Genomic DNA, 16,275 nt, shown 5'->3' on the forward strand with positions numbered 1-16,275 from the left:
ATAATGACAGAATTGATGGATAAAATTAAGAAACGCCGTACCTTCGCTATTATTTCTCACCCTGACGCAGGTAAAACAACCCTTACCGAAAAGCTGCTGCTTTACGGCGGAGCTATTCACCTGGCAGGCTCTGTAAAGGCTAGAAAGAGCAACAAGCACGCTGTATCCGACTGGATGGAGATTGAAAAGCAGCGTGGTATTTCCGTTACTTCTTCCGTACTGCAATTTGATTACGACGGCTTCCGCGTAAACATTCTGGATACCCCCGGTCACCAGGATTTCTCCGAGGATACCTACCGTACTTTGATGGCTGCCGACAGTGCTGTTATGCTGATTGACGCTGCCAAGGGCGTAGAGCCGCAGACCAAGAAGCTGTTCTGGGTTTGTCACCGCCGCCGTCTGCCTATTTTTACCTTTATCAACAAACTGGACCGCTACGGCCGTAATCCCTTCGACCTGATGGACGAGCTGGAAAAGGTGCTGAACATCCGCGCATATCCGATTAACTGGCCTATCGGTATCGACGGCCATTACAAGGGCGTGTACAACCGTCTGGAAAACACTATCGAGCTGTTCGAGGATGACACCAGCCATGGTGCCAACAAGCTGAAATCCACTACCGGTTCTTTGGACGATCCCAAAATCAAAGAGATGCTGGGCGACGAACTCTACGAAAACCTGTGCAACGATATCGAGCTGCTGGACATGGCAGGCGATGAATTCGATATGGAAAAGGTTAACACCGGCGAGCTGACTCCGATGTTCTTCGGCAGTGCTATGACCAACTTCGGCGTACAGAGCTTCCTGGAAAAATTCCTGGAAATGTCTCCCATGCCACAGCCAAGAATGCTGCAAGATGGTACAATATTGTCACCGGAGAACGAAAAATTCTCTGCTTTTGTTTTTAAAATCCAGGCTAATATGAATCCTGCTCACCGTGACAGAATTTCCTTCATGCGTATTTGTTCCGGCGTCTTTGACAAGGGAATGAGCGTTTACCACAAGCAATCCGGTAAGATGGTTAAGCTGGCACAGCCGCAGCAGTTCCTGGCTCAGGAGCGCACAATAGTGGAAAAAGCATATCCAGGTGATATTATCGGCGTTTTTGATCCGGGTATCTTCGGTATCGGTGATTCCCTGAGCGACAGCAGCCTGAAGCTGCAATTTGAAGATTTCCCCGTATTCCCGCCGGAAATTTTTGCCCGCGTACAGCCTAAGGACTCCCTCAAACGCAAGCAGTTTGAAAAGGGCATCATCCAGCTGTCGCAGGAGGGTGCTATTCAGGTATTCCGTCAGGAGGGCGTAGGTCTTGAAAGCTACATCGTCGGCGTTGTCGGCGTACTGCAGCTGGAGGTTCTGGAATACCGTTTGCTTAACGAGTACAGTTCTAAGCTGCTGATGAACCAGCTGCCGTACTCCGTTGCACGTTGGGTATATGCAGAGGATAAGAAGCTGATTGAGAACATTAAAGGCTTGGATAACGGAATGCTTGTTTATGATAAAAAGGACAGACCTGTTATTCTTGTAAATAACGAGTGGTCCCTGAATTGGATTCTGGAACGAAATCCTGGTATTCAGTTCCTGACGGTACCTGCTGATGTGGAGAAAATCTAAAGATAATTACAATTACAAATCAGGAAAAACGCTTTCACTTTTACAGAAAATAGTAGTACTTATTACGCTCGTAGTGTGTATCGCACTGCTGCCGACATCTTTGTTTACGACGCAGAAGGTGGCGCGGGTAATTTATGACCGCGTCAGTATCAACGCCGTAAGCATCAACAACATTCTCTGTAACTCTCCGGAAATTAGGGAGAGCCTGGAGAAGCAGAACAAAATGCCGGAGGATTCCGTAGACAGCTTTATGGCTGCCTTTGTTAACGATGTTGACCATTCGGATGAAGCGGGCGTAGCGATTTATGATAAGAACCGCCATCTGCGCGTGTTGTATAACCCCGGCAAGCTGCCTGACTTCGAGCATAGTGCGCGTAATCTGGTTGACAAATATGAGGGACGCAACAATATTTCCTATAAGGAAAACTATGCGATTCCCAATAAGGCCATAGGCTTTGTTAAAGATGACAATAAAAAAACTATCGGTTATGTTGTTACCGGTTATTCCGATGAAATCGTTAATAATTCTACAATAGATGCAGTTTTATTCTTGCTGTCTATGACGCTGCTTGGCCTGATTGTTGGCATCTGGGGAGCAATTTATCTGGCACAGAGGATTAAACGTGTTCTTTTCGGCTATGAGCCGGAAGAAATCGCCAGAATGCTGCAGGAGCGCGACGTTATTCTTAACTCTGTACGTGAAGGCATTATCAATATCAACAGCAACGGCTGCATTACGCTTGTCAATTCCGAGGCCCAATTGCTTTTGAAGCAAGCAGGTATTGAAGGAGTTAATGAACTATTTGGAAAATCTGCAAAAGATGTCTTGAAACGTGTGCCGTTGGATGATATTATAAAAGAAGGTAAAACTTTAGTTGATGCCAGTGTCAAGATGGGTAATACTGTCTTTATTATTACTGCAGTACCGTTACTGGATGATAAGAACATTATCGGTGCCGTAATTACCTTCCGCAAAAAATCTGTAGTAGAAGAGATGGCTAACCAGCTGACAGGCTTTAAAAATTATGCTACTGCTTTAAGAGCGCAGACACATGAGTTTATGAACAAAATGCATGTGATTATGGGCCTGATAGATATGAAGGCCTATGACGAGCTGAAGAATTTTACGCAGGAAATTGCCTATAACAGACAATCTGAGGTTTCTTATGTAGTAACCCGCCTGAAAGACATTACATTATCAGGCTTTATCCTCGGTAAAATAAGCCGCAGCCGTGAACTTGATATCGACTTTTCTCTGACAGAGGAAAGCGAGCTGCACAGCGAACTGGATGTGCCTTCGGTACATGATATTGTACTGATTGCCGGCAATATTATTGAAAACGCCTTTGATGCGTTGAAGAATTTTGACGGTGAACGCATCGTTAATCTCTCGATTCTGGATTTTGACCGCGAAATTGTTATCGTCGTGGAGGATTCCGGACCCGGTATGAGTGACGAGATACGCGAGCATATCTTCCAGCGCGGCTTCAGCAGCAAGGGTGAAAGCGGTCATGGCTTTGGCTTATATCTGGTTAAGCAAAGCATCAATAACCTTAATGGCACCATTACTGTGGAGTCTGCTCCGGGTGAGGGCACTACCTTTACCGTAAGGCTTCCGACCAGGAAAGAGGGGGATTAAGATGATTAACGTGTTAGTTGTAGAAGATGACCCGATGGTTGCCCAATTGCATGAGCACTATCTTAGCCAGATCAAGGGGTTTCAGCTGTGCGATATCGCAGGTAACGGAGATACTGCGCTGAAGCTGCTGCGTCAGAACAAATACGATTTAATCATTCTTGATGTCTTTATGCCTACTATGGATGGTTTACAGCTTTTGGCTAAAATACGTGAGAATGGTTATGATGTAGATGTCATCATCGTTTCGGCAGCAAACGATAAGGATAAAATTAAGCTGGCGTTGCGTTTAGGCGCTGTCGATTATATTATCAAGCCCTTTGAGTTTGAACGCTTTAACCTTGCGCTGAACAATTATCTGAAGCGTTATCAGATTGTTGAGGAGCAGGGCATCATTAAGCAGGCTGACCTTGACACTACTATTATGCGTCAGGATAATCAGGTTGCGGTAACTCTGCCCAAGGGACTTGATAAAAATACCTTAGGCACTGTTTGGGAATGCATCTGCGGTATTGACGGCATGTTTACTACCGAAGAGGTGGCAGGCATGGTGGGAATCTCCCGCGTTTCTATCCGTAAATATCTGGAGTTTTTGAAATCCCTGCATCTGCTGAAGCTGGACCTGCACCGCGGCAGCGTTGGCAGACCGGTCTATAAGTATCTGTGCCTTGATAAGCAGAGCGATGTGCTGAAGGCGTATATACAGTAAAGCGATTCGGGTGAACCCTCGGCAGTATTTGTCTGAGGGTTCGCTTTTTCTTATACAGATTTGAAATAATCGTTAAAGTAGTGTACAATAGTAGTATTATTATGCAGAAAAGAGGGGGCAAAACATATGCAAGACCCGATTAAAATATTAGGCGTGCCTATACACGCAATGACTATGCAGGAGGCAGTGAAAACGCTTGAAGAAAGAATGCTCGCCAAGGAGCAGACTTTTGTTGTTACCGCAAATGCCGAAATCATCATGATGTGCCAGGAAAACGCAGAATACAAAAAAATAATCTGCGAGGATGCGGAGCTGGTGCTGCCTGACGGTGCCGGTGCCGTGTGGGCAGGCAGACACCTTGGCTACAAGGTGCCGGAGCGTGTAGCAGGCTTTGACCTGTACAACGAGCTTTTGGATTTATCGGCGCACAAGGGCTACGAGGCGTACTTCTTTGGCGGTAGCCCTGGCGTTGCCGAAGCTGCGAAGGCGAAGGCCGAGGAACTTTATCCGGGAGTACAGGTAGTAGGCTGCCACAACGGTTACTTTAAGGATGAAGATGTGCCGCAGATTATTGCGGATATCAACGCCAGCGGCGCAGACATGCTTTTCGTTGCCTTGGGCGCACCCAAGCAGGAAAAATGGCTGGTGGCACACCGCGCGGAGCTGAACGCAAAAATTCTGATGGGCATCGGCGGCAGCTTTGACGTACTCGCCGGCAAAATGGAGCGCGCACCGAAATGGATGCAGGATGCTTCCTTGGAATGGGCCTTCCGCCTGTACAAGCAGCCCAGCCGTTTTATGCGTATGATGGCGCTGCCTAAGTTTGTTATCAAGGTAATGGCATCCAAGTTCTGATATAGACTGAAAAATACTGTGCTTGCCGAAAGTGCTAAGAATTTTACACTTATGTAGACAAAAGCAGGTTGGTGTATTATAATAAAGTGATGGAAGTAGCATTCCATCACTTTTTATGTCTGCGAAAAAACAGACTGCACAGTCAGTTCAAGGTTGTTTGCTGATATGAAGTTTTAGATTAAAAGAAATATTCGCAGGAAAGCGAGGCTTTATATGTTTATTGTAAAAGATGGTTATATTTATGTTGGTGTTTCTTTGTTGTTGGCTGCAATAGTATATTATTTCTTCGGCGCTGTGTGGGCCGTAATCCCCGTAGTGCTGGCGTTATACTTTGCCTACTTCTTCCGCGATTTTCACCGCGTTACGCCTTGTGATCCCAACATCCTGTATTCGCCTGCAGACGGTACGGTAATGGGCGTAGATGAAATTTTTGATGATGAATATCTCAATGAGCCTGCGATTAAGGTAACTATTTTCCTTTCCGTATTCAACGTGCACACCAATCGTGCTCCGCTCGATGGCGAAATCAAATATCAGCGCTATACCTGCGGTCAGTTCGTGCCTGCGTATGAGAAAAACGCTTCCTTTGAAAACGAGCGTCATGCTATCGGTATGGATAACGGCCGTATGCGCTTCCTGGTAATCCAGATTGCTGGCCTGCTGGCACGCCGCATCGTTTCCTGGGTAACTGTAGGCACCAAGCTCCAACAGGGCGAAACCTACGGCATGATCAAATTCGGCTCCAGCACGGAGCTGGTTGTGCCCAGAAATGTTGAAATCACCGTTAAGAAGGGTGATAAGGTTGTTGGCGGTATTACCGTAGTGGGGAGGGTTAAAGAACAATGAACTGGCGTCGTCTGATTCCGAACAGCATCAGCTCTGCGAGCCTTATTTTCGGTGTGCTGTCTATCTTTAAAACTATCGAGGGTGATTTCTTCCTTGCCCCCGTTTTCATCGTAATCGCTGTACTTTTTGACTCTATGGATGGCCGTGCTGCCCGCGCTCTCGGTGTTGGCGGCGGTGACTTCGGCAAAGAGATGGATTCTCTTTGCGACATGTGCTCTTTCGGCGTTGCGCCTGCCATCATGATTTATATGTATGGTCTGCAGGATTTGGGCCTTGTAGGTCAGGTTATTGCTGCACTCTTTGCTGTTGGCGGCTGCCTGCGTCTGGCACGCTTCAACTGCAACACCGGTGTTGTACACGGTTATTTCCAGGGCATGCCTATTCCGGCTGGTGCCTGCTTCTTGGCAACATATGTTGTTTCCGGTTATCAGTTTGCTCCGGCTGTGCTGGCAGCAGTTACTCTGGTAATTGCCTGCATCATGTACAGCGAGGTTAAATTCCCGGATTTCAAGGGCAAGGGCAATCCTATGTATCGCCTGCCTGTAATCATTGCCGTAATTGTCGGTGCCGTAATGCTGTACGAGCGTCCCGGTGCGTGGCCGTTTGTAGCAATGTTCACCTATACGCTGGCAGGCATTGTAAACCATGTTTACCGTGCTCTTACAGGTAAGAACAAATAATTTGCCGTTAGGGGAGTAAAGGAGATTTTTGATGTATACAGCTTTTGATATAATCATGATACCTTTGCAGCTATTGATTATATTTTTTACGCTCTACTATTTTTTTGTTTCTTGGTTCGGCCTGTTCGGCAAGAAGAAGGAAGTTAAGATATATAATGAAAGCAAAACCTTTGCCTTGATTGCCTGCGCGCATAACGAGGAACGTGTTATTGCTCAATTAGTAGATAACCTGCGCCGTCTGAATTACAATGACGCTTTATATGATATCTATGTTGTTGCGGACAACTGCTCGGACAAAACCGCGGAGGTTGCACGCAAGGCCGGCGCGCTGGTGCATGAGCGCTTCAGCGAAACCGGTAAGGGCAAGGGCTTTGCCCTCGCGTGGATGTTCGACAGACTGTTCAAGCTGGATAAGAAATATGATGCGGTTTGCGTTTTCGATGCCGATAACTTGGTGCATCCCAACTTCCTGCAGGAGATGAACAGCCGTCTGTGCAACGGCGAACGCATTATCCAAGGCTATATGGATGCCAAAAACCCGACTGATACCTGGGTAAGCGGCGTATTTGCAATTTCCTTCTGGATTGTTAACCATGTATGGAGCCTGGCAAAGTACAACATGGGCCTTTCCTGCTGCCTTGGCGGTACCGGCATGTGCTTTGACACCGAGGTGCTGAAGCGTTACGGCTGGCGTGCAACCTGCCTGACCGAGGATATGGAGTTCACCATTCAGGCAATGATGGAAGGCATTCCTACAACCTGGGCGCATGATGCAATCATTTATGATGAAAAGCCGCTGACCTTCAAGCAGACCTGGAACCAGCGTAAGCGTTGGTCGCAGGGCCACTTTGACGTTGCGGACCGCTATCTCATCCCGATGATCAAAAAAGCAATCAAGACACGCAATATCGTCATGCTGGACTGCTCTGTGAACCTCATTCAGCCGTACTTTCTGATGATTTCCACGTTCTTTGTGCTTTGCAGCTATATTTATAACTTCTATCCGTTCTACACCAATATCCTGTATACCATTATTCCGGTAGAGGTTTGGACTCTGGTTGGTATCGGCCAGTATATTTTCCCGGTAGCGGTACTGTGGAAAATCCGCGCTTCCTTCAAGTCCTGGATGTATCTGCTGCTTTATCCGCTGTTTATTTACAGCTGGATTCCTATTACAGCCCTTGGCTGGTGGCACCGCCACGACCATGAGTGGAGCCATACGCTGCATACCCGCGGCATCAGCTTCGACGATGTAATTATTCCCGAGGACGCAGTAAACGACGGTCCTAAGGAAGTAGTCTTTGCGAAAAAGGACGAAAAATAAGCTTTATAAGCACTTCTGCGTAAGCGGGAGTGCTTTTTTAGTGCGCAAAGGCAGGTAAACATGATATAATAAATTTATTGTGCTTATGCAAATTTTATGAAGATGAGCTAAAAGAGCGGAGAGGATATGAAGATGCAGATTAAGGGAATACTTTTTGATTTTGACGGCACTATTGCCAATACCATAGATTTGATTATTGCCACCTTTGAGCACACCTGCCGGGAGGTGCTTGGCTTTACTCCGGAGCGCGAGAAGATTGTCGCTACCTTCGGCCTGCCGTTGCCGGAGGCAATGATTGCGCTTTCCGGTAAGCCGGAGCTGGTGGAGACTATGCGCGACGCTTACAGAGAATATAATAACGCGCATCACGATGATATGATTCGTTCTATCCCTGGCGTGAAGGAAACACTGGAGCAGCTGAAGGCGCAGGGCATTAAGCTGGCGGTGGTTACCTCTAAGAAGCCGCCGATGCTGCGCCGTGGGCTGGACTGCCTGCAGCTGACGCCGTATTTTGATGCGACTGTTGCCCTGGGCGATACAAAGGAGAGCAAACCGCATCCTGAGCCGATGCTGGCGGCGTGTGCCAAGCTGGGAGTGAAGCCGGAGGAGTGCCTGTGCGTCGGCGACAGTCCCTTCGATTTGCAGAGCGGACGTAGTGCGGGGGCGAAAACCGTTGCCGTGCGCTATACCGCCTTTGGTTGGGAGAAGCTGCTGGAGGAGGGCAGGCCGGATTTTGTGATTGCAAGCCCGCAGGAGCTGCTGGAGCTTGTAGGGAAAGCAAAATAAAGTCAGATAAACAGATTAAGCACTTTTGCGGTTAATGCGAGAGTGCTTTTTCTTTACTCTTTAAATTATGCCTTATTTATGGTATTATATAATAGAAAAAGTGTGGAGAATCTGCATAGATATTATGCGTAATAACATACTTCAGCAAACAGTTTTCATTATCACATTTAACTATAAGGGAGGCAAAGCATATGCGTAAAATTGCTATCATTGGCGGAACCGGTATTGATAATCCCGATACCCTGAAGGGATTTGAAAAAAAGATTATAGAAACACCGTTTGGTAAAGCATTGTGCAACATCGGCACAATGAGCGGTAATCAGGTTGTTTTCGTGAGCCGTCACGGAGTAGATCATTCCGTGCCGCCCCACAAGGTAAACTATCGTGCCAACATCTGGGCGATGAAGAGCCTGGGAACTGAGGAGATTTTTGCTACTACCGCAGTCGGTTCCCTCAACCCTGAGATGAAGGCAGGTCACTTCGTAGTTTGCGACAACGTGCTGGACTTCACCAAGAGCCGCATCAACACCTTCTACGATTCCCCCGAGCGTGGTGTAGCGCACTGCGATTTCACCTATCCGTATTGCCCGACTCTGCGCGAGAAGGTTATCAAATGCCTGGAGAAAACGGATATTACCTTCCATAAGCACGGCGTTTATGTTTGCACCGAAGGCCCGCGCTTTGAAAGTGCTGCCGAAATCAAGATGTTCGCTATGCTGGGCGGTGACCTGGTTGGCATGACCAATATGCCCGAGTCTATTCTGGCGCGTGAGGCAGAGATGTGCTACACTAACTGCTCCATCGTTACCAATATGGCAGCGGGCATTTCCCCGACACCGCTTTCCCATAAAGAGGTTTGCGACGCTATGGCACTGAGCATTAAGAATATGGAAAAGCTGATTCTGTCCTTCATCGCTTATGAAGAGCCGACTGAGGCGAAGTGCAACTGCCATCACGCTATGCAGGAGTTCGGCGGCTTTAAGCTGTAAGAGGTTGTTATGGTAGAAACTATGCGTTGGGAGCAGGGGAGCCTGGTGCTGCTGGACCAGACTTTGCTGCCGCAAAAGATAGAATGGATTACCTGCGTGGATTACAAGCGCGTGAAAGTGGCGATTGAACGCTTGGAGGTGCGCGGTGCTCCGGCAATCGGCGCTGCCGCTGCCTTCGCTATGGTGCTGGGTGCGCGCGAGGTTGCGGACAAGCCGGACTTTTTGGGTGCGCTGGATGCTGTGCGCGCAGATCTGATTACTGCGCGTCCGACGGCGGTAAACCTGGCGTGGGCGGCAAATCTGCAATACGCTTTGGCTGTGCGCCTGAACGGCGAGGACAAGTCACCTGCGGCGATTATCAAGGCGCTGGAGGAGAAGGCCGAGCAGATTTATGCGGACGATATCACCATGAATAAGCGTATGGGCGAATACGGCGCTGCTGTGCTGCCTGACGCTGCCGTAGTGCTAACGCACTGCAACGCAGGCGCACTGGCAACCTGCGGTTGGGGCACAGCGCTGGGCGTTATCCGCAGTGCCTACGCGCAGGGCAAGCTGAAGATGGTTTATGCCGACGAAACACGTCCGCTTTTGCAGGGTGCGCGTTTGACGGCGTTTGAGCTGTTTGAGGACGGCATCCCGGTTACGCTGATTACCGATAATATGGCAGCGTGGACCATGCGCACGAAGGGTGTGAACGCTGTTGTTGTCGGTGCCGACAGAATTGCGGCCAACGGCGACACGGCGAACAAGATCGGCACCTATGGCGTAGCACTGGCGGCGAAGGCACATGGGATTCCGTTTTATATCGCCGCGCCGACGAGTACCTTTGATTTTTCCATTGCTACAGGTGCGCAGATTCCTATTGAGGAGCGCAAGGCCAACGAGGTACGTCATTTCCGCAGCGAGCAGACTGCGCCTGAGGGCGTAGCAGTGTTTAACCCTGCGTTTGACGTGACACCGGCAGAGCTTATTACCGGCATTATTACCGAGCATGGCGTACTCAAAGCGCCGTATACAGAAAGTATTAAGAAATTGCAGGCTCTTTTACAAGACTAAAGAGCATATATTAAAGGAGGATTTTTAGATTTATGCAAAGCATTATTAAAGACATCAAATTGGCACCGTTAGGTCATCAACGTATCGCGTGGGCAAAGGAATATATGCCTCTGCTGAACCATCTGAACGATGAATACAGCAAAACTAAGCCTTTCCAAGGCATCAACATGGTTGTAACCATTCACCTGGAAGCAAAAACCGCTTATCTGGCACTCGTGCTGAAGAACGCAGGCGCTAATGTTGTTGTTACCGGCAGCAACCCGCTTTCCACTCAGGACGAAATTGCCGCAGCACTGGTTGACAGCGGCGTTACCGTTTTCGCAACCCATGGCTGCACCAACGAAGAATATGATACGTATCTGCGCGAGGCTTTAAAGAGCGAACCGCAGCTGATTATTGATGACGGCGGCGATTTGGTTAATATGCTCCACGGCGAACGTCGTGACCTGATTCCTAACCTGATGGGCGGCAGCGAGGAAACCACCACCGGCGTACATCGTCTGAAGGCTCTGGCTGCAGCAGGTCATCTGGCATTCCCGATGATTGCCGTTAATGATGCTTACTGCAAGTATCTGTTTGATAACCGTTACGGTACCGGCCAATCCTCCTGGGATGGCATCATGCGTACCACCAACATGTCCGTAGCAGGCAGAACTGTTGTTGTTGCAGGCTATGGCTGGTGCGGTAAGGGCGTTGCTATGCGTGCCAAAGGCTTGGGCGCTAACGTTATCGTTACCGAGGTTGATCCGATTAAAGGTATTGAAGCAGTATTTGACGGCTTTCGCGTTATGCCGATGCAGGAGGCTGCAAAACACGGCGATATCTTTGTAACCGTAACCGGCTGCAAGGACGTAATCACCAAACCGCATATGGAGGTTATGAAGAACGGCGCTGTTATGTGCAACGCAGGCCACTTCGACGTAGAAATCAACAAACATCATCTGGAGGAGCTTTCCGTAGTTGCTCCGTATGAAGTACGCAAAAATATCATGACCTACACCATGGCTGACGGACGTAAGCTGAACCTGCTGGGCGAAGGCCGTCTGGTTAACCTTGCTTGCGGCGACGGTCACCCGATTGAAATCATGGACCTGTCCTTCGCTATGCAGTTCCTGGCTATGAAATATCTGCTCGACCATAAGGGAGCAATGGAAAACAAACTGTATGTATTGCCGGAAGAGCTGAACACCGAAATCGCTGCTCTGAAGCTGCAGGCTATGGGCGCAGGCATCGACACCCTGAGCGAAGAGCAGAAGGCATATCTGGCTGCCGAATAATCATGAAAACGCAGTTATTTGCTAAAGAAAGTGCATGTGCCGCCATTGTGGAAACAGGCCATGCGCTGATTGAAAAAAAGCTCGTCGCAGGCTCCTGGGGCAATATCAGCTGCCGCATTGATGCGCAGAATATTGCTATCACACCCTCCGGTCACGGTTATGAAACGCTGACGCCTGAGGACGTTGTCATTATCAACCGTGATGGCGAAGTTGTTGAGGGCAAGCACATTCCTTCTTCCGAACTGAAGGTGCACACCGCCATTTACAACGCCTATCCCGAGGCAGGTGCCGTAATCCATACGCATAGCATTTATGCCAGTGCGCTTGCGGCTATGCATCACGGAGTGCCGGCGATTATCGAGGATATCGTGCAGATTATCGGCGGCAGGGTGGAGTGCGCTGAGTACGCTCTTTGCGGTACGCAGGAGCTGGCGGAGAACACCGTGCGCGCGCTGAACGGCAAAAAGGCTGTGCTGCTGGCCAACCATGGCGCTGTGTGCTGGGGCAAGAACCTGGCAGAGGCACTGCTTGCTGCCGAAATTCTGGAAAAGGCGGCGCAGATTGCCGTAATCTGTGCAGGCACCGGCAACAAGGTGTACGAGCTGAGCTGTGAGGACGTGGATGTGATGCATGATTTTTATGAAAAGCATTACTCCAAACGTCAGCAGGGCGAGGAGTAGAAAACAATAATATCACTGTCATCTGCCTCCCTAAGCATTAAACAGGGAGGCAGGACTTAATTTATACCAATATACCAAGGAAGTGAAATCTTTTGGCTAAGCTACTGATTAAGAATATCGAGCTTCTGCATACTCCGAACGGTGAAATGCAGAACATCGCCGTTGAAGATAATAAGATTGTTTATGTAGGCAAGGACGTGCCTGCAGACTTTGCTGCCGACGAAATCGTGGACGGCAAGGGCAAGCTGGCTACCGCCGGCATGGTCAACACCCACGGCCACGTTTCTATGACACTGTTGCGCAGCTATGCGGATGATATGGCGCTTATGGATTGGCTGCAAAACAAAATCTGGCCGATTGAGGACAAGATGGATGCCAATGACATCTACTGGGGCGCAATGCTGGGCATCGTAGAAATGCTGAAGGGCGGTACTACCTGCTTTGCCGATATGTACGCATTCATGGAGGACGTTGCGCGTGCCTGCGCCGAAACCGGTATCCGCGCTAACCTCAGCCGCGGCCTGATCGGCGTAGCGCCGGACAAGGACGTAAAGCTGGCTGAAAACACTGTGCTGGCGAAGAACTGGCAGGGCTACGACAACGGCCGTATCCGCATCACCTACGGTCCGCACGCTCCTTATACCTGCCCAGTAGATTATCTGGAAAAGGTTATTGCCGAGGCTGCTGCCAACAAGGCAGAAATCCAGATGCATCTGTGCGAAACTAAATTTGAGGTTGATACCGTTGTCAAAGAGCATGGCATGACGCCGATTCAGCTGATGGATAAGCTGGGCATGTTTGAGCTTGGTACCATTGCTGCACACTGTGTACACCTGACAGACGAGGATATGGATATCATGGCTGCCAAGCACGTGCGTGTAGCACACAACCCGCAGAGCAACCTGAAGCTGGCAAGTGGTATCGCACCGGTAGCGGCAATGCTGAACAAGGGCATTTGCGTTGGCCTGGGCACGGACGGCGCATCCAGCAACAACAATCTGGATATGCTGGAGGAATGCCGTGCTGCCGCAATGCTGCATAAGGCAACAACCTTTGATCCGCTCGTTGTTCCTGCTAAAAAAGCGTGGGAGATGGCAACCGTTGACGGTGCCAAAACTTTGGGCTTTGCCGATACTGGACTTTTGGAGGCAGGTCAGCAGGCAGATATCGTACTGTGGGATATGCATAAGCCTTACTGGTATCCGCGTCACAATAAGCTGTCCCAGCTGGTTTATGCAGCAAGCAGCACCGACGCCGACACTGTTTTCGTAGCAGGCAAAAAGGTTGTGGAAGCTGGCAAGCTGCTGACCTTTGACGAAGAAAAGATTTATGCGGAAGCTGAGGCTTGCACCAGAAAGCTTTTGAATAAATAGCAATTAGCAGCAAAAGGAGAAAAGCAAGAAAATGGCTAAAATCATTACCAAAACAAATTTAGCACCTGCTGTTTACGAGTTCGTCGTAGACGCGCCGCTGGTGGCACACAAATGCCATCCGGGACAGTTTGTTATCATCCGCACTGACGAATACAGCGAACGTATTCCTCTGACTATTGCGGATTTTGACCGTGAAAAAGGCTATATCACCTTAATTGTGCAGGCGGTGGGCAACACCACCAAGCACTTGTGCGACACCTTTAACGAGGGTGATGATATTCTCGACGTAGTAGGTCCTCTGGGACATCCTTCCGAGATGGGCAAGTTCGGTACTGTTGTAGTAGTTGGCGGCGGCATCGGCGTTGCGCCTGTTTATCCCATCGCGCGTGCATATCACGAGCTGGGCAACAAGGTTATCTCCATCATCGGTGCGCGCGACAAGGATCTGGTAATCTGGCAGGATAAAATGGCTGCTATCAGCGACGAGCTGATTTTGACCACCGATAACGGCAGTGCAGGCCGCAAGGGCTTTGTAACCGACCCGCTGCGTGAAATGCTGGAGGCAGGCGAAAAGGTTGACCTGGTATTGGCCATCGGCCCTGTTATCATGATGAAAAACGTGGCAGCGACCACCAAACCGTTCGGCGTTAAAACTACGGCCAGCCTCAACACCATCATGGTAGACGGCACCGGCATGTGCGGCGGCTGCCGTGTAATGGTTGGCGGCGAGAACAAATTTGCCTGTGTAGACGGACCGGAGTTTGATGCTCACGAGGTAGATTTTGCGAACCTGGTAATGCGTCAGCAGATGTACAAGGACCAGGAAGCACTGGAATATAGCTGTGGAGGTCATTGCAAATGCGTGGAGGAATGAGAAATGCTATGCCGGAACAGCCGGCTGATGTGCGTAACAAAAACTTTCAGGAGGTAGCACTTGGCTACACTAAGGAAATGGCGGTAGACGAGGCACAGCGTTGCCTAAACTGCCCCAAACCGCGTTGTGTAGGCAGCTGCCCGGTTAATATTGATATTCCTAAGTTTATCCATGAGGTTGCACAGGAAAACTTTGCCGAGGCTTATAAAATCCTTAAGCAAAAGAGCACACTGCCTGCTGTCTGCGGCCGTGTCTGCCCGCAGGAAAACCAGTGCGAGGGCAAATGTGTGCTGGGTATCAAGGGCGAGCCTGTCGCTATCGGCCGCTTGGAGCGCTTTGTTGCCGACTATGCGCGTGAGCATGGTTTGGATAACGATGTGGAAGCTCCGGCAGAACGCAAAGGCAAGAAGGTTGCCGTAGTAGGCAGCGGCCCCAGCGGCCTGACCTGTGCCGGCGATTTAGCAAAAATGGGCTATGATGTAACTATGTACGAAGCGCTGCATGCTGCCGGCGGCGTGCTGATGTACGGCATTCCGCAGTTCCGTCTGCCGAAGGAAATCGTACAGCATGAAATCTCCGCACTGAAAAAGCTGGGCGTAAAGATTGTAGTTGACGCTGTTATCGGCCGCACCTTCACTATCAAGGAGCTGATGGAGGAGGAAGGCTTCAGCGCTGTTTACGTTGGTACCGGCGCCGGTCTGCCGCACTTTATGCAGATTGACGGCGAAAACCTCAACGGCGTATATTCCGCCAACGAATTTTTGACGCGTGTAAACCTGATGAAGGCTTATGAATTCCCGAACTACGCTACACCTGTATACGTTGGCAAGAAGGCTGCTATCGTTGGCGCAGGCAACGTAGCTATGGACGCAGCGCGTACTGCGAAGCGCCTTGGCGCGGAGCAGGTATATATCGTGTACCGCCGCAGCGAGGAAGAAATGCCCGCGCGTAAGGAAGAAATCGGCCATGCTAAGGAAGAAGGCATTGAGCTGCGCCTGCTGAACAATCCGGTTGCTATTCTGGGCGATGAAAAAGGCTGGGTTAACGGCCTGAAGTGTATTAAGATGGAGCTGGGCGAAGCGGATGCCAGCGGCCGTCGCAGCCCTGTAGCTATCGCAGGTAGCGAGTATGTGCTCGACGTTGACATGGTAGTTATGGCTATTGGCCAGGGCCCGAACCCGCTGATTAAGCAGACTACCCCTGATCTGGAGGTCAACAAGCGCGGTAACATCGTTGCTGACGAGGCAGGTGCTACCTCTATTGCGGGCGTATTCGCCGGTGGCGATATCGTAACCGGTGCTGCAACCGTAATCAGCGCTATGGGCGCAGGCAAGAAGGCTGCAGCTGCTATTGACGAGTACCTGAGCAAGTAAGGGGAAAGCCGGCGCTGTTGCATAATTTAATATGAAATAAGCGTAAAATCCTATTGCAGATGTTCTGAGTTAGTCTGCAATAGGATTTTATTTATATACATTGTTGTAGTTTTAAAAATAATTTGAACGATTATAAAAAATTCTTCCACTCAACTCATACAATCTTGTCTCACATTAAATCACTCGAAAATCTGAGCCTTTCA

General features: G+C 49.5%; 15 protein-coding genes. All 15 read left to right on the forward strand.

Annotation, left to right across the window (positions count from 1 at the left end; genetic code table 11):
• The first annotated feature begins 3 nt into the window (after nt 1-3).
• The 15 genes from HMPREF9443_RS03330 (at nt 4) to gltA (ending at nt 16,072) form a co-directional block, all read left to right on the forward strand.
• A complete protein-coding gene (locus tag HMPREF9443_RS03330; protein WP_009145097.1) occupies nt 4-1,614 on the forward strand; it encodes a peptide chain release factor 3 in 1,611 nt (536 codons plus the stop codon).
• A 73-nt stretch (nt 1,615-1,687) separates the two neighbouring features.
• Nucleotides 1,688-3,253 carry an ATP-binding protein gene (locus tag HMPREF9443_RS03335; RefSeq protein ID WP_187363686.1) on the forward strand — a complete coding sequence of 522 codons (1,566 nt, stop codon included), beginning with the start codon at nt 1,688-1,690 and terminating at the stop codon, nt 3,251-3,253.
• Nucleotide 3,254: 1 nt separating this feature from the next.
• Nucleotides 3,255-3,959 (forward strand): response regulator, encoded by a 705-nt coding sequence (locus HMPREF9443_RS03340; protein ID WP_009145099.1) that lies wholly within the window; start codon nt 3,255-3,257, stop codon nt 3,957-3,959.
• Nucleotides 3,960-4,085: 126 nt separating this feature from the next.
• On the forward strand, nt 4,086-4,814 hold the full coding sequence (locus HMPREF9443_RS03345) for a WecB/TagA/CpsF family glycosyltransferase (RefSeq protein ID WP_009145100.1): 729 nt from the start codon (nt 4,086-4,088) through the stop codon (nt 4,812-4,814).
• Nucleotides 4,815-5,027: 213 nt separating this feature from the next.
• Nucleotides 5,028-5,660 carry a phosphatidylserine decarboxylase family protein gene (locus HMPREF9443_RS03350; RefSeq protein WP_009145101.1) on the forward strand — a complete coding sequence of 211 codons (633 nt, stop codon included), beginning with the start codon at nt 5,028-5,030 and terminating at the stop codon, nt 5,658-5,660.
• Nucleotides 5,657-6,340, forward strand: a complete 684-nt coding sequence (gene pssA / locus HMPREF9443_RS03355; RefSeq protein ID WP_009145102.1) for a CDP-diacylglycerol--serine O-phosphatidyltransferase — start codon at nt 5,657-5,659, stop codon at nt 6,338-6,340. Before HMPREF9443_RS03350 ends, pssA begins: the two co-directional genes overlap by 4 nt.
• A gap of 31 nt (nt 6,341-6,371) precedes the next feature.
• A complete protein-coding gene (locus HMPREF9443_RS03360) occupies nt 6,372-7,664 on the forward strand; it encodes a glycosyltransferase family 2 protein (RefSeq protein ID WP_009145103.1) in 1,293 nt (430 codons plus the stop codon).
• Nucleotides 7,665-7,790: 126 nt separating this feature from the next.
• Nucleotides 7,791-8,450 (forward strand): HAD-IA family hydrolase, encoded by a 660-nt coding sequence (locus tag HMPREF9443_RS03365; protein ID WP_009145104.1) that lies wholly within the window; start codon nt 7,791-7,793, stop codon nt 8,448-8,450.
• 191 nt (nt 8,451-8,641) lie between these two features.
• Entirely contained in the window at nt 8,642-9,439 is a 798-nt protein-coding gene (gene mtnP, locus HMPREF9443_RS03370; protein WP_009145105.1) for an S-methyl-5'-thioadenosine phosphorylase, read from the forward strand.
• Nucleotides 9,440-9,448: 9 nt separating this feature from the next.
• Nucleotides 9,449-10,495, forward strand: coding sequence for an S-methyl-5-thioribose-1-phosphate isomerase (mtnA, locus tag HMPREF9443_RS03375; protein WP_009145106.1), 1,047 nt, complete (start codon nt 9,449-9,451; stop codon nt 10,493-10,495).
• Nucleotides 10,496-10,527: 32 nt separating this feature from the next.
• Nucleotides 10,528-11,772 carry an adenosylhomocysteinase gene (locus HMPREF9443_RS03380; protein ID WP_009145107.1) on the forward strand — a complete coding sequence of 415 codons (1,245 nt, stop codon included), beginning with the start codon at nt 10,528-10,530 and terminating at the stop codon, nt 11,770-11,772.
• Nucleotides 11,773-11,774: 2 nt separating this feature from the next.
• Nucleotides 11,775-12,452, forward strand: coding sequence for a class II aldolase/adducin family protein (locus HMPREF9443_RS03385; RefSeq protein WP_009145108.1), 678 nt, complete (start codon nt 11,775-11,777; stop codon nt 12,450-12,452).
• A gap of 92 nt (nt 12,453-12,544) precedes the next feature.
• Entirely contained in the window at nt 12,545-13,825 is a 1,281-nt protein-coding gene (locus tag HMPREF9443_RS03390) for an amidohydrolase (RefSeq protein WP_009145109.1), read from the forward strand.
• A 31-nt stretch (nt 13,826-13,856) separates the two neighbouring features.
• The gene (locus tag HMPREF9443_RS03395) at nt 13,857-14,699 is read left to right on the forward strand and encodes a sulfide/dihydroorotate dehydrogenase-like FAD/NAD-binding protein (protein WP_009145110.1); all 843 of its coding nucleotides are present in this window, start codon (nt 13,857-13,859) and stop codon (nt 14,697-14,699) included.
• Complete coding sequence (gene gltA / locus HMPREF9443_RS03400; protein ID WP_040564974.1) at nt 14,684-16,072, forward strand: NADPH-dependent glutamate synthase; 1,389 nt, start codon at nt 14,684-14,686, stop codon at nt 16,070-16,072. The genes HMPREF9443_RS03395 and gltA overlap by 16 nt, the downstream gene beginning before the upstream one ends.
• Nucleotides 16,073-16,275: the final 203 nt, after the last annotated feature.

It is taken from the genome of Phascolarctobacterium succinatutens YIT 12067 (assembly GCF_000188175.1).
Classification (GTDB): domain Bacteria; phylum Bacillota; class Negativicutes; order Acidaminococcales; family Acidaminococcaceae; genus Phascolarctobacterium_A; species Phascolarctobacterium_A succinatutens.

Coding starts and splice junctions, on each gene's coding strand:
- HMPREF9443_RS03395 (WP_009145110.1), top strand. CDS start 13,857: ATGGCTAAAATCATTACCAAAACAAATTTAGCACCTGCTGTTTACGAG.
- HMPREF9443_RS03340 (WP_009145099.1), top strand. CDS start 3,255: ATGATTAACGTGTTAGTTGTAGAAGATGACCCGATGGTTGCCCAATTG.
- mtnP (WP_009145105.1), top strand. CDS start 8,642: ATGCGTAAAATTGCTATCATTGGCGGAACCGGTATTGATAATCCCGAT.
- HMPREF9443_RS03385 (WP_009145108.1), top strand. CDS start 11,775: ATGAAAACGCAGTTATTTGCTAAAGAAAGTGCATGTGCCGCCATTGTG.
- HMPREF9443_RS03350 (WP_009145101.1), top strand. CDS start 5,028: ATGTTTATTGTAAAAGATGGTTATATTTATGTTGGTGTTTCTTTGTTG.
- gltA (WP_040564974.1), top strand. CDS start 14,684: ATGCGTGGAGGAATGAGAAATGCTATGCCGGAACAGCCGGCTGATGTG.
- mtnA (WP_009145106.1), top strand. CDS start 9,449: ATGGTAGAAACTATGCGTTGGGAGCAGGGGAGCCTGGTGCTGCTGGAC.
- HMPREF9443_RS03380 (WP_009145107.1), top strand. CDS start 10,528: ATGCAAAGCATTATTAAAGACATCAAATTGGCACCGTTAGGTCATCAA.
- HMPREF9443_RS03365 (WP_009145104.1), top strand. CDS start 7,791: ATGAAGATGCAGATTAAGGGAATACTTTTTGATTTTGACGGCACTATT.
- pssA (WP_009145102.1), top strand. CDS start 5,657: ATGAACTGGCGTCGTCTGATTCCGAACAGCATCAGCTCTGCGAGCCTT.
- HMPREF9443_RS03330 (WP_009145097.1), top strand. CDS start 4: ATGACAGAATTGATGGATAAAATTAAGAAACGCCGTACCTTCGCTATT.
- HMPREF9443_RS03360 (WP_009145103.1), top strand. CDS start 6,372: ATGTATACAGCTTTTGATATAATCATGATACCTTTGCAGCTATTGATT.
- HMPREF9443_RS03345 (WP_009145100.1), top strand. CDS start 4,086: ATGCAAGACCCGATTAAAATATTAGGCGTGCCTATACACGCAATGACT.